This window comes from Streptomyces sp. MAR4 CNX-425 (genome assembly GCF_048656465.1).
GTDB lineage: Bacteria > Actinomycetota > Actinomycetes > Streptomycetales > Streptomycetaceae > Streptomyces.
Genome location: NZ_JBMDLF010000005.1, coordinates 121,960 through 135,163 on the forward strand (window position 1 = coordinate 121,960; position 13,204 = coordinate 135,163).

Genomic DNA, 13,204 nt, shown 5'->3' on the forward strand with positions numbered 1-13,204 from the left:
CGGGACGGCGGTACAGCGGGACGGAACGAACGGGGATGCGGTGGCAGCGACGGACGACGAGCGGGACGTGCCCGGCGGGCCCGCGGCGGAGACCGGTGGCGACGAGGCCGCGCCCGCGGCCGCGCCGCCGGCCGCGCCGCCGGCCGGCCGCCGCGCCGCCGGGCGGCGCGGCCTCGCCGCTACCGTCGTCAGCCTCTTCGGCGAGGTCCTGATCACCGTCGGCGTCCTCATGGCGCTCTTCGTCGTCTACTCCCTGTACTGGACGAACATCCAGGCCAACCGCGAGGCCGGGCGCATGTCCGACGACCTCCGCGACTCCTGGGAGCAGACCCCGGACGACGGCAAGCCCCGCCCGGTGACCATCGGCGACCTCAAGGGCGGCATCGGCTTCCTGCACGTCCCCGCGATGGAGGAGAACATCCTCGTACGGAAGGGCACGGCGACCGACGACCTCAACAGGGGCGTCGCCGGTTACTACACCGAGCCCGTGAAGTCGGCCATGCCCTGGGACCGCCGCGGCAACTTCTCGCTCGCCGCGCACCGCGACGGCCACGGCGCCAAGTTCCACGACATCCACGACATCGACGAGGGCGACCCGATCGTCTTCGAGACGAAGGACCGCTGGTACGTCTACAAGACGTACGCGATCCTCTCCGAGACCTCGAAGTACAACACCGGCGTGCTGAACAAGATCCCCGAGGAATCCGGGAAGACCGAGCCCGGCCGGTACATCACCCTCACCACGTGCACCCCGATGTACACCTCCCAGCACCGCTACATCGTGTGGGGCGAGCTGGAGCGCGTGGAGCGCGTCGACGAGCAGCGCACCCCGCCGCCCGAGCTCTCCTGAACGCGCCGGACACGCCCCCGTACGGCCCCCGCGAGTGGCACGCGTAGACCCGCGCGGACATGGAGGAACGCGTCCCGCTTATCTCACCGCCCCGAGGTCTGTCTGGGCGCGGTCCCGCTCCGTAGGATGCAGTTCGCAAGCGCGAATCTGGACTCGGGGACATCTGGGGAGGCCGCACGGCATGGGAGCTCCACGGCAGGACACCAGCGAACGCGCACGAGAGCTACAGCGAAGCTGGTACGGCGAACCGCTGGGCGTGCTGTTCCGGCGACTGATCGACGATCTCGGTCTCAACCAGGCACGGCTGGCCGCCGTGCTCGGTATCTCGGCGCCGATGCTGTCGCAGCTCATGAGCGGACAGCGGGCGAAGATCGGCAACCCGTCGGTAGTGCAGCGCGTACAGGCACTGCAGGAGCTGGCGGCGGAGGTGTCGAGCGGCAGCGTCTCCGCCGCGGAGGCGGCGGAACGGATGGAGGGCATCCGCAAGAGCGCGGGAGGGGCGGTGCTGGGCACCGCCCAGACGCAGTCGTCGACGGGGTCGACGACGGTCCGCCGGGTCGTACGGGAGATCCAGTCGCTGCTGCGCTCGGTGGCGGCGGCCGGTGACATCATCGACGCGGCGGACCGGCTCGGGCCGACCCATCCGGAACTGGCGGAGTTCCTCCGGGTGTACGGCGCCGGCCGCACCGCCGACGCGGTGGCACATTACGAAGCGCACCAGTCGTAAAAGGGGCGGGCACGGCAGCATGGGTGAGGTCTTCGCTGGGCGGTACGAGCTGATCGATCCGATCGGCCGGGGCGGGGTGGGCGCGGTCTGGCGCGCCTGGGATCACCGGCGGCGGCGCTATGTGGCGGCCAAGGTGCTGCAGCAGAGCGACGCGCACACGCTGCTGCGCTTCGTCCGCGAGCAGGCGGTACGCGTCGACCACCCGCACGTGCTGGCGCCCGCCAGCTGGGCGGCGGACGACGACAAAGTGCTGTTCACGATGGACCTGGTGCGCGGCGGCTCACTGGCCCACCTGATCGGCGACTACGGACCGCTCCCGCCGCGGTTCGTCTGCCTGCTGCTCGACCAGCTGCTGGCGGGGCTGGCCGCGGTGCACGGCGAAGGCGTCGTGCACCGCGACATCAAACCGGCGAACGTGCTGCTGGAGGCGACCGGCACCGCCCGGCCGCACCTCCGGCTCTCGGACTTCGGCATCTCCATGCGCAAAGGCGAGCCACGGCTGACGGACACCAACTTCGTCGTCGGCACCCCCGGCTACTTCGCGCCGGAACAGATGCTCGGCGCGGAACCCGACTTCCCCGCGGACCTGTTCGCGGTGGGGCTGCTCGCGCTGTACCTGCTGTCCGGGGAGCGTCCGGACAGCGAAGCGCTGGTGAAGACGTTCCTGAACCACGGTGTGCCGCCGGCCCCGGCGGGGGTGCCGGATCCGCTGTGGCAGGTGCTCGCGAGCCTGCTCCAGCCGGACCCGGACGCGCGGTTCAAGACGGCGACGGGAACGCGGAAGGCGCTGGCGGAGGCGGCGGAGCTGCTGCCGGAGCTGGATCCGGCGGAGGAGCCGGTGGAGGTGTTCGACCAGCTGGGACCGCTACCGGCGGGCTTCGGGCCGACGGGCCCGGAGCGGCCTCAGCGGCCGGAACGGCCGGACGGGGCGGAGGGGTACGGCGGCGAGGATCGGCCGGGCGCGGGTCAGGTACCGGGCGTAGGTCCGGTATCGGGCGCGGGTCCGGGTCTCGGCGCGGGTCCGGTACCGGGCGCAGGTCCGGGTCTCGGCGCGAATCCTGTACCGGGCACAGGTCCAGGTCTCGGCGCGGGTCCGGTACCGGCCGCGGGTCCAGGTCTCGGCGCGAGTCCGGGCCCCGGCGCGGGTCCGGTATCGGGCGCAGGTCCAGGTCTCGGCGCAAGTCCGATACCGGGCACAGACCCGGGTCTCGGCGCAGGCCCGGGCCCTGCCGCAGGTCCAGGTCTCGACGCAAGTCCGGGCCCGGACGCGGCTTCTGCCGGTGGTACGGATCCCGCCGCAACACCCGCCCCGGCGGGGCCCGCGGGCGCGCCCGGCCTCGCGGGCGCCGGCGCGCCCGGCCCGGCGTACGCCCCCGGCGCCCCCGGCGTCACAGGCACCACCGGGCACGTACCCGCGCCCGCGGGGCCCGGCACCGAGCCGCCGCCCCCGCAGGGACCCGCCGAGGCGACCAGCTACGGCATCGCACCGCCCGCGGCGGCGCAGCCGCCGACGCCGACCCCCACCGCTCCGTACACAACCGCCCAGCCGCATCCCCAGCCGCACCTCCACCCGCCGCACCCGGCCCACCCGCCGGGCGTCGGCGGGGCGCCGCGGCGACCGGGGCCGCCGGCAAAGGTGGCGGTCCCGGTGGCCGTGCTCGCCGTGCTGCTGATCGCGGCCGGCGTCTGGGCGCTGGCCACGGGCTGACGCCCCCGCTAGCGCCGCCAGTTCTGCTGCGGCCCGGGCGGCGGGTACCCCTCCCCGTACGGCTGCCCGCCCTGCGGGGCGCCGTACGGCCCGCCCGGCTGCGGCGGCCCGTCCGGGTACACCCCGGGCGCCGTCCGCGTGTCCTCGCCGGCCACCCGCGGCCCCGCACCCGGCCCCGCACCCGATCCCGGCCCGGGACCCGCGCCCGGCGCCGCCCGGCGCCGCGCCAGCAGCGTCCACAGGCCCAGGCCCGCCAGCAGCACCACGCCCGCGCCGATCCCGGCGATCGCCAGGATCGTCCTCCCGGCGCCGTCGCCGTCCCCGTCCTCGTCGGCCGGCCTGCCCGCCGCGGCCGTGTCCCGGTCCTCGTCGGTGACGCCGAACCCGGCCGCCGCGGCGTCCCCGTCGTAGACCGGGCCCTCCTTCGGCTCGCCCGTGACCGTGGTGCGCAGCACCACCGGCACGCCGCCCCCGGCGGTGAACTCGCCGACCTCGTCGGTCACGGTCACCGCGAGGTAGTACCACCCGGCGACGCCGGTGTTGCCGATGCCGGGCAGGTACCTCTGGTAGCGGTTCTCGTACGCGATGGGCGGGGCCCCGAGCGGAGCCGCGGCCGGCTCGTCGCCGTAGTAGCTCTGGGCGTACGAGCCGACGTGCCCGCGGGCCGGGTCGTAGAAGTCGAGGCCCACGCCCCGGGAGGCGTAGTCGGAGGGGTCGGTGACCCGGGTGGTGCCGAACTCGGCGGTGAGGAAGAGCTGCTGGCCCCAGTCGAGCGGTACCCGGTAGAAGTGCGTGTCGCCCGGCTTGATCCGGTCGGACCACACGCCCTGGTCGATGCCCACCGCGTCGTTGAAGCCGGTGCCGCCCGTGCGCGGCTCGGCCTTCGCCGTCGGCGGGGGCGGCTGCTCGGTGGGGAGGGACTCGGGCTCCGGCGGGGTGGTGGAGGCGGCCTTCGCCAGCGGCGGTTCCTCCATGAAGCGCAGTTCGAGCACCCAGTCCTCGGGGCCCCCGGTGGCCTCGCCCTCGCGCGTGACGGTGAAGTCGTAGACCCCGGCCTGCTGGCACTCGCCGTCGGGCTGGATCAGCCGCCGGACGTGGTTGGCGATGGGGCGCGCGGCGTTGTCCTCGTCGAACTCGACCCGGGACGTCATGCCGCACGGCGTGCCGTCCTTGGCCGCGAGGGCGAGTTCGATGCCGTCGTTGCCGTCCACCTTGGTGCCGGGGCGGGGGACGGCGACCGCCGAGACCCAGGCGGTCGACTTCGCGTCGAGCGTGACGCTGTAGTAGAGCTGCTCCTCCGGGCCGATGGCGTCCGTGTACGTCTTTCCGGCCGCCAGCCGCCCGCCGTTCGCGCTGCTCGCGGAGCCCTCGACGGGCTCGGCGTCCGCCGCGATCCGGTACTGGCCGGCGTCGACCGGCGAGTTCGCCGGCGCGGCCGACGCAGCCGCCGCTCCGGGCAGGAGCGCGGCCAGCGCACCCACCGCCACCGCCACGGCCGGCACCGCGCTCGTTCGCGTCCTCACCATCCACCCCTCATGCCGTTGCCCCCGTCTCCGGTATCGCGGCGGCCCGCCCGCGGTTCCGTACGACCACGAAAGCGGACCCCGCGCCGGGGAGCAGCACGCCCCCCGCGATCCTGCCGCCCAGCGGGAGGAGCCGACGGGGGTGGTGCCCTTCGGCTTCACATCTGCTACGGCTTCCTGGATGCGGGCCCGGTCCAGCTCCTCGACGGGGATGGCGAGACGGGCGTCGTGCGGTCGGCGAGCGCCGCGGGTCGCACCGGTGGGCACGGTCCCCCTGGCATGGCCCCCGCGTTCTCCGCCATGTGCTCATGCACCGCAAAGCGTGTGCAGCAGCAAATAACAGAGGGTCTGCGTCACGGTCGGGCCACAGCGCCCCGGTCATGCCGAAGCCCCAGCCGCACCGCCGCGTTCACGGCGGGGCCGGGGCAGGGCCCGGGGCCGGCCCGGCGCACGGGCGGCCCCGATCGGGTCTCTCGCGTCTCAGACGCCCGAGGAGGAGGGCACCGAGTCGGTCGCCTCCGTCCACAGGTCTTGCTCGGCACGATCCGCCTGGATCTGGCGGTACACGAGAAGCCCGCCCAGAGCGGCCAATGCGATCAGGAACAGCTTCTTCACCGCGCTACCTCGTCCTTCCGGAAACATGGACTACGAAGCCCGATGATACACAGCACGTACGACACCGGAGCCGCCCTCGAACCGGACCCGCGCACTAGGACCAAGGTCCCCGGCCGGGTTCCGTCCGGCGCCCGATCCGCGGCGGGCCGCCCCGCGCGCACGATGACGGTCATGACGACGACCGACACCACCGACAAGACCGGCGGCACCCCCGCCCCACCCACCCGTACCACCGCCGCACCCGCCGGCGCCGCGCCGCCGTCCCGCCTGTGGCCCGTGCTGCTGGCCTCGTACATCGGGCAGTTCCTCGTCGTCCTCGACGTCTCCGTCGTCAACGTCGCCCTGCCCAGCATGCGCGACGGCCTCCACCTCAGCGGCGGCGCCCTGCAGTGGGTCGTCAACGGCTACGCCCTCACCTTCGCCGGCTTCCTGCTGCTCGGCGGCCGGCTCTCCGACCTCTTCGGCCACAAGCGCGTCTACCTCGCCGGCCTCACCCTCTTCGCGGGCGCCAGCCTCGCCGGCGGGCTGGCGCAGAGCGACGCCGTCCTCATCTCCGCCCGCGCCGCCCAGGGCATCGGCGCCGCGTTCCTCGCGCCCGTCACCCTCTCCCTGCTCACCCGCGCCCTCCCCGAGGGCGCCGCCCGCACCCGCGCGATCGCCGCCTGGACCGCGGTCGGCGCCGCGGGCGGCGCCACCGGCGGGCTCATCGGCGGCGTGCTCACCGACCTGGCGTCGTGGCGCTGGGTGCTGCTGATCAACGTGCCGGTCGGCGTCGCCGTCGGCGCCGTCGTCCTGCTGTGGCTGCGCGACACCCACCGCGACGCCGACCGCCCCGCCCTCGACCTCCCCGGCGCCGTCCTCGTCACCGGCGGTGTCGGCGCGGTGGCGTACGGCATCACCGAGACCGAGTCCGCGGGCTGGTCCTCCGGCTCCGCGCTGCTGCCGCTGCTGGCCGGGCTCGCCGCGCTGGCGGGCTTCGTCGCCGTGGAGGCGCGGACGGCGCAGCCGCTGATGCCGCTGCGGCTGTTCCGGATCCGCGCGGTGGCCGTCGGCAACGTCGTGACGCTCGTCAGCATGGTCGGCGCGTTCGCCATGTGGTACTTCCTCACCCTCTACATGCAGACCGTCCTCGACTACAGCGCCATCCGCACCGGCCTGGCCTTCCTCCCGCACACCGCCGCCCTGGTCCTCGCCTCCCAGCTCGCGCCCCGGCTCACGGCCCGCTTCGGCAGCCGCACGATGACGGTGGCGGGCGGGCTGCTCACGGGCGGAGGCTTCGTGTGGCAGTCGGCGGTGCTCGACGCGGACGGCACGTTCACGTCCGCGATCCTCGGCCCGGCGCTGCCGATGGCGGCGGGCATCGCGATCCTCATGGCGCTGCTGACCGACGTCTCCACCTCGGGCGTCGGCGAGCAGGACGCCGGCGGCGTCTCCGGCCTGGTCAACACCTCCCGGCAGATCGGCGCGGTGCTGGGCCTGTCGATCCTGGGCACGGTCGCCGCCTCCGCCGCCGACCACGGCACCCCGGAGGACGGCTACGCCCGCGCCTTCCTGGCCGCCGGCCTCATCACCGCCGCGTCGATGCTCCTGGTCCCGCTCCTCCCCCGGGCACGCCGCGCCACCAGCGGGCGCGCACCCGCCTAGGAACCCCGGCGGAAAACCCGAAGGGCGCCCCTCGCAACGAGGAGGCGCCCTTCGACGTTTCCGGTGCGGCTACCAGGACTTGAACCTGGGGCCTCATCCTTATCAGGGATGCGCTCTAACCGACTGAGCTATAGCCGCGCGCTGCACAGAGATTACCCCACCGCGGAGCCCGGGCCCAAATCGCCGGGGGCCGTCCGCGAGCGGCGCTACTCGTCCTCCGCCAGCGTGACCTCGATGCCGCCGACGAAGCCCGCGGAGAGGTTGTAGATGAACGCGCCCAGCGTCGCCAGCGCCGTGGCGAGGACCACGTCGATCAGCGCCACCACCGCCGTGAAGGCGACCACCCGGGGCAGCGAGAGGAACGACTCCAGGTCGAAGCCGGCCGACTCGTCCGAGCCGGTGGCCTCGCTGATCGTGCCGCCGACCGTGCTGAAGACGCCCATCGCGTCCAGCACCATCCACAGCACCGTCACCGCCACGATCGTGCAGATGCCGAGCGCGATGGAGAGCAGGAAGCTGACCTTCATCACCGACCACGGGTCGGCCTTCGCGATCCGCAGCCGCGCCTTGCGGGTGCGGGGCACCGTACGGGCGCCGGTGCGCGACCTGCGTACGCCGGCGGCCGTCTGGTGCGCCTGCGGCTGGCCGTTGCCCGGCGGGGGGCCCTGGCCCTGCTGCTCGTACGCCTGGCCGCCGTGCACGGCCGTGGGCGCCCCGGCGGCGCCGGGGGCCGTGCCGGGCGGCGGGGTGTACGCCTGCGGCGGGTGGTGGGGCGTCGGCGGGGCGGTGGGGGCGGCGGTCGGCGGGGGCATCGGGCCTTCGGGGGCGCTGTCGTACGTGTACGCGTGGCGCTGGGGGTCCGCCTCGGGGCCCCCGGGGCCCGCGGAGCCGGTGGCGCCGCGTCTGCGTCCGCGCCGGCCGCCGCGCCCGCCGGCGCCGGCGCCGGTGCCGTCCGGACCGGGCGGGGGGTCCGGCTGCGCGTACCCCTCGGCCCCTGCCGGACCGGCACCGGCGCCCGTGGCTCCACTCACGACCTACTCCTCGCCTTCACCGTCCGCGGTGGGGCCCGTGACCCCGGCGGCCGTGCTCCCGGCTGCGTCGGCGGCGTCCGCTGCTTCGGCGGCGTCGGCGGCCTCCTCGACCTCTTCCGCCTCCCGGCCGGCTTCGGCGTTCCGCGCGATGCCGACCACCGCGTCCCGCTTCCCCAGGTTGATCAGCTGGACGCCCATGGTGTCACGGCCCGTCTCGCGGACCTCGTCGACCCGCGTACGAATCACGCCGCCGCCGAGCGTGATGGCGAGGATCTCGTCCGGCTCCTCCACCACCAGCGCGCCCACCAGCGAGCCCCGGTCCTCCACCAGCTTCGCCGCCTTGATGCCGAGCCCACCTCGTCCCTGAACGCGGTAGTCGTCCACGTTTGTACGCTTCGCGTACCCGCCGTCGGTGGCGGTGAACACGAACGTACCGGGCCGCACGACATTCATCGAGAGGAGTTCGTCCCCCTCTCGGAAGCTCATGCCCTTCACACCGGAGGTGGCGCGGCCCATCGGGCGCAGCGCCTCGTCCGTTGCGGTGAACCGGATCGATTGGGCCTTCCTGCTGACGAGCAGCAGGTCGTCCTCGGACGAGACCAGCTCGGCGCCGATGACCTCGTCCGGCGAGCCGTCGGGCATCTCGCGCAGGTTGATCGCGATCACGCCGCCCTGCCGGGGCGAGTCGTAGTCCTTGAGGACGGTCTTCTTGACCAGCCCGGCCTTGGTGGCGAGCACCAGGTACGGGGCGGCCGCGTAGTCCCGGATCGCCAGGATCTCGGCGATGTGCTCGTCGGGCTGGAACGCCAGCAGGTTCGCGACGTGCTGGCCCTTGGCGTCGCGGCCGGCGTCCGGCAGCTCGTACGCCTTGGCGCGGTAGACCCGGCCCTTGTTCGTGAAGAACAGCAGCCAGTGGTGGGTGGTGGAGACGAAGAAGTGGTCGACGATGTCGTCCTCGCGCAGCCGTGTGCCGCGTACGCCCTTGCCGCCGCGCTTCTGGGCGCGGTAGTCGGTGGACTTCGTCCGCTTCACGTAGCCGCCGCGGGTGATCGTGACGACGATGTCCTCCTCGGCGATGAGGTCCTCGATGGACACGTCGCCGTCGAAGGGCACGAGCTGGGTGCGCCGGTCGTTGCCGAACTTGGCGACGAGCGCCGCCAGCTCGTCGCTGATGATCTGCCGCTGCCGCTCGGGGGAGGCGAGGATGGCGTTGTAGTCGTTGATCTTCGCCTGGAGGTCGTCGTGCTCCGCGGTGATCTTCTGCCGCTCCAGGGCGGCCAGCCGGCGCAGCTGCATCTCCAGGATCGCGTTCGCCTGGATCTCGTCGATCTGGAGCAGGTCCATCAGGCCGGTGCGCGCCACGTCGACCGTCTGCGAGGCGCGGATCAGCGCGATGACCTCGTCGATGGCGTCGAGGGCCTTCAGCAGGCCGCGCAGGATGTGCGCGCGCTCCTCGGCCTTGCGCAGCCGGAAGGTGGTGCGGCGGACGATGACGTCGATCTGGTGGTCGACCCAGTGGCGGATGAAGGCGTCCAGCGAGAGGGTGCGCGGCACGCCGTCGACGAGCGCCAGCATGTTGGCGCCGAAGTTCGTCTGCAGGTCGGTGTGCTTGTAGAGGTTGTTGAGCACGACCTTCGCGACGGCGTCCCGGCGCAGCACGATGACCAGCCGCTGGCCCGTACGCGACGAGGTCTCGTCCCGGACGTCGGCGATGCCCGTCAGCCGGCCGTCCTTCACGCCGTCGGCGATCTTCTGCGCGAGGTTGTCCGGGTTGACCTGGTACGGCAGCTCGGTGACCACCAGGCACTGCCGGTCCTGGATCTCCTCGACCTCGACGACCGCGCGCATCGGGATCGAGCCGCGGCCGGTGCGGTACGCCTCCTCGATGCCCTTGCGGCCGACGATCAGCGCGCCGCTGGGGAAGTCGGGGCCCTTGATGCGCGCCAGGAGCGCTTCGAGCAGCTCGTCGTTCGACGCCCCGGGGTGCTCCAGGTACCACTGCACCCCCTCGGCGACCTCGCGCAGGTTGTGCGGCGGGATGTTCGTCGCCATACCGACCGCGATCCCCGCCGAGCCGTTGATCAGCAGGTTCGGGAAGCGGGCGGGCAGGACGGTGGGCTCCTGGGAGCGGCCGTCGTAGTTGTCCCCGAAGTCGACGGTCTCCTCGTCGATGTCGCGGAGCATCTCCATGGCCAGCGGCGCCATCCGGCACTCGGTGTACCGCATGGCCGCGGCCGGGTCGTTGCCGGGGGAGCCGAAGTTGCCGTTGCCGTCGACCAGCGGCATGCGCATCGACCACGGCTGGGCCAGCCGGACCAGCGCGTCGTAGATCGCGGAGTCGCCGTGCGGGTGGTAGTTGCCCATCACGTCGCCGACGACGCGCGCGCACTTGAAGTAGCCGCGCTCGGGGCGGTAGCCGCCCTCGTACATCGAGTACAGCACGCGGCGGTGCACGGGCTTGAGGCCGTCGCGGATGTCGGGCAGCGCACGCGAGACGATCACGCTCATCGCGTAGTCGAGATAGCTGCGCTGCATCTCCGTCTCAAGCGAGACGGCGTCCACGCGCAGCACGGTGCCGCCGTCGTCGCCCTCGCCGTCCGGCTGCGGGTCGGGAGTCTGGGGAGTGAGCTCGTCGGCCATTGCGGGTCTTTTCTACCTTTGCGTAGAGGGCTCGAAGGAGGTCGGTCGCGCTCCCGGGCGGGACCACCCGGGCTCCGGCCGGCTCAGATGTCGAGGAAGCGGACGTCCTTGGCGTTGCGCTGGATGAACGACCGGCGCGCCTCGACGTCCTCGCCCATGAGGACCGAGAACAGGTCGTCGGCCGCGGCGGCGTCGTCGAGCGTCACCTGGCGCAGCACGCGGTGCGCGGGGTCCATGGTGGTGACCCGCAGCTCCTCCGCGTTCATCTCGCCCAGACCCTTGAAGCGCTGGATCGAGTCGTCCCGGATCCGCTTGCCCTGCGAGCGGCCCAGCTCGATCAGCTGGTCCCGCTCGCGGTCGGAGTACGCGTACTCGAACTCGTCCCGGGTCCACTTGATCTTGTACAGCGGGGGCTGGGCCAGGAACACGTGCCCGCCCTCGATCAGCGGGCGCATGAAGCGGAACAGCAGCGTCAGCAGCAGCGTCTGGATGTGCTGGCCGTCGACGTCCGCGTCGGCCATCAGCACGATCTTGTGGTAGCGCAGCTTGTCGAGGTCGAAGTCCTCGTGGATGCCGGTGCCGAACGCCGAGATCAGCGCCTGCACCTCCTGGTTCTGCAGCACCCTGTCGATGCGCGCCTTCTCCACGTTGAGGATCTTGCCGCGGATCGGGAGGATCGCCTGGTACCGCGGGTTGCGGCCGGACTTCGCCGAGCCGCCGGCGGAGTCGCCCTCGACGATGAAGATCTCGCACTTGGACGGGTCGTTCGACTGGCAGTCGCTCAGCTTGCCCGGCAGCGACGCCGTCTCCAGCAGCCCCTTGCGCCGCGTCAGGTCGCGGGCCTTGCGGGCCGCCACGCGGGCCGTGGCCGCCTGGATGGACTTGCGGACGATGTCCGCGGCCTCGTTCGGGTTCCGGTCGAGCCAGTCCACCAGCTGCTCGTGGGTGACCTTCTGCACGAAGGTCTTCGCCTCCGTGTTGCCCAGCTTGGTCTTCGTCTGGCCCTCGAACTGCGGCTCGCCCAGCTTGACCGAGATGATCGCGGTCAGGCCCTCGCGGATGTCCTCGCCGGTGAGGTTGTCGTCCTTCTCGCGCAGCAGCCGGCGGTCGCGCGCGTACCGGTTGACCAGGCCGGTGAGCGCCGCCCGGAAGCCCTCCTCGTGGGTGCCGCCCTCGTGCGTGTGGATCGTGTTGGCGAAGGAGTACACGCCCTCGCTGTACTGCGTGTTCCACTGCATGGCGATCTCGACGGAGAGCTTGCGCTCGGTGTCCTCGGCCTCGAAGTCGATCACCGACGGGTGCACCGGCTCGCCCTTGCGCGAGTTCAGGTGGCGTACGAAGTCGGAGATGCCGCCCTCGTAGTGGTACGTGACGCTGCGCGCCGTGTCCTCGTCGGCGTCGCCGGCGGTGTCCGCGCCGGAGGTCTGCTTGGCCGCCGCCCGCTCGTCGGTCAGCGTGATCGACAGGCCCTTGTTCAGGAACGCCATCTCCTGAAAGCGGCGGGAGAGCGTCTCGAACGAGTAGTCCGTGGTCTCGAAGACGTCGGGGTCCGCCCAGAACGTGACCGTCGTGCCGGTCTCGTCCGTCTTCTCGCCCTTCGCCAGCGGCTCGGTCGGCACGCCCAGCTTGTAGTCCTGCGTCCAGCGGTGGCCCTCGGTCTTGATCTCCACCGCCAGCCGCGTCGACAGCGCGTTGACGACGGAGACGCCGACGCCGTGCAGCCCGCCGGAGACCGCGTACCCGCCGCCGCCGAACTTGCCGCCCGCGTGCAGCACCGTCAGCACGACCTCGACCGCCGGCTTGTTCTCCGAGGGCACGATCCCCACCGGGATGCCGCGGCCGTTGTCGACGACGCGCACCCCGCCGTCCGCGAGCAGCGTCACCACGATCGTGTCCGCGTGGCCCGCCATCGCCTCGTCCACCGAGTTGTCCACGACCTCCTGGACCAGGTGGTGCAGGCCGCGCTCGCCGGTCGAGCCGATATACATGCCCGGGCGCTTGCGTACGGCGTCGAGGCCCTCCAGGACCGTGATGGCATTCGCGTCGTACGCCGCGTCCTCGACGGACTCCGCCTCCGCGCGGGCGCGGGCCCGTTCGGCGGCCGCAGCGGCCGCCTCCGCGGCGCCGTCGGCGCCGGGAGGCACGTTCTCGCTGGCAGGGATGTTGTCGTTGGGGTTGCCGGAATCGGCCACGAAGCGCCCTTTCTGGCACAGCACGGGCCACTCTCCTGGCTGAGCGGGAGCGGCCGCGTCGTTGTTGGTCGGCGTGTTCCGCAAGTGGGCGGGTTGCTCTCAGTCTACCGGTAGCCCACGACAGAATGGCGGTTTGCCGGTGCCTGAACCCGCATGTGGCGCCCTGAACATCTGCCCACCGAGGGGGGCTGCACACACCGGGGCCTGTGGTGGCTCTGAGCGCCACTCAGCGCTTTGGCGCGTCAACCATGAGCTACTGTGACCGACCTCACTC

9 protein-coding genes and 1 tRNA gene are annotated in these 13,204 nt (G+C 72.7%); 4 read left to right on the forward strand and 6 right to left on the reverse strand.

The genetic code is table 11. The annotated features are described in order from the left end of the window. Positions 1-40: 40 nt before the first annotated feature. The 3 genes from ACHZ99_RS16105 (at position 41) to ACHZ99_RS16115 (ending at position 3,285) form a co-directional block, all read left to right on the forward strand. On the forward strand, positions 41-850 hold the full coding sequence (locus ACHZ99_RS16105; protein WP_420305288.1) for a class E sortase: 810 nt from the start codon (positions 41-43) through the stop codon (positions 848-850). Between the two features lie 181 nt (positions 851-1,031). After that, positions 1,032-1,577: a DNA-binding protein gene (locus ACHZ99_RS16110; RefSeq protein ID WP_420305289.1), complete on the forward strand. Its 546-nt coding sequence runs from the start codon at positions 1,032-1,034 to the stop codon at positions 1,575-1,577. Between the two features lie 19 nt (positions 1,578-1,596). Continuing rightward, positions 1,597-3,285 carry a protein kinase domain-containing protein gene (locus ACHZ99_RS16115; RefSeq protein WP_420305290.1) on the forward strand — a complete coding sequence of 563 codons (1,689 nt, stop codon included), beginning with the start codon at positions 1,597-1,599 and terminating at the stop codon, positions 3,283-3,285. A gap of 8 nt (positions 3,286-3,293) precedes the next feature. On the opposite strand, the gene ACHZ99_RS16120 is transcribed toward ACHZ99_RS16115, so the two are convergent. Both ACHZ99_RS16120 and ACHZ99_RS16125 read right to left on the reverse strand, forming a co-directional pair. Continuing rightward, positions 3,294-4,811, reverse strand: coding sequence for a hypothetical protein (locus tag ACHZ99_RS16120; protein ID WP_420305291.1), 1,518 nt, complete (start codon positions 4,809-4,811; stop codon positions 3,294-3,296). A 477-nt stretch (positions 4,812-5,288) separates the two neighbouring features. Next, entirely contained in the window at positions 5,289-5,423 is a 135-nt protein-coding gene (locus ACHZ99_RS16125) for a DLW-39 family protein (RefSeq protein ID WP_018838829.1), read from the reverse strand. Between the two features lie 171 nt (positions 5,424-5,594). On the opposite strand from ACHZ99_RS16125, the gene ACHZ99_RS16130 reads away from it, so the two are divergent. Beyond that, positions 5,595-7,067: an MFS transporter gene (locus ACHZ99_RS16130; RefSeq protein WP_420305292.1), complete on the forward strand. Its 1,473-nt coding sequence runs from the start codon at positions 5,595-5,597 to the stop codon at positions 7,065-7,067. A gap of 64 nt (positions 7,068-7,131) precedes the next feature. Here ACHZ99_RS16130 and ACHZ99_RS16135 read toward each other — a convergent pair. The 4 genes from ACHZ99_RS16135 to gyrB form a co-directional block, all read right to left on the reverse strand. Then, positions 7,132-7,205, reverse strand: a tRNA-Ile gene (locus tag ACHZ99_RS16135). Positions 7,206-7,273: 68 nt separating this feature from the next. Continuing rightward, positions 7,274-8,098: a DUF3566 domain-containing protein gene (locus ACHZ99_RS16140; RefSeq protein WP_420305293.1), complete on the reverse strand. Its 825-nt coding sequence runs from the start codon at positions 8,096-8,098 to the stop codon at positions 7,274-7,276. A 3-nt stretch (positions 8,099-8,101) separates the two neighbouring features. Beyond that, complete coding sequence (gyrA, locus tag ACHZ99_RS16145) at positions 8,102-10,738, reverse strand: DNA gyrase subunit A (RefSeq protein WP_420305294.1); 2,637 nt, start codon at positions 10,736-10,738, stop codon at positions 8,102-8,104. Positions 10,739-10,821: 83 nt separating this feature from the next. Beyond that, positions 10,822-12,954: a DNA topoisomerase (ATP-hydrolyzing) subunit B gene (gyrB, locus tag ACHZ99_RS16150; RefSeq protein WP_420305295.1), complete on the reverse strand. Its 2,133-nt coding sequence runs from the start codon at positions 12,952-12,954 to the stop codon at positions 10,822-10,824. Between the last annotated feature and the right edge of the window lie 250 nt (positions 12,955-13,204).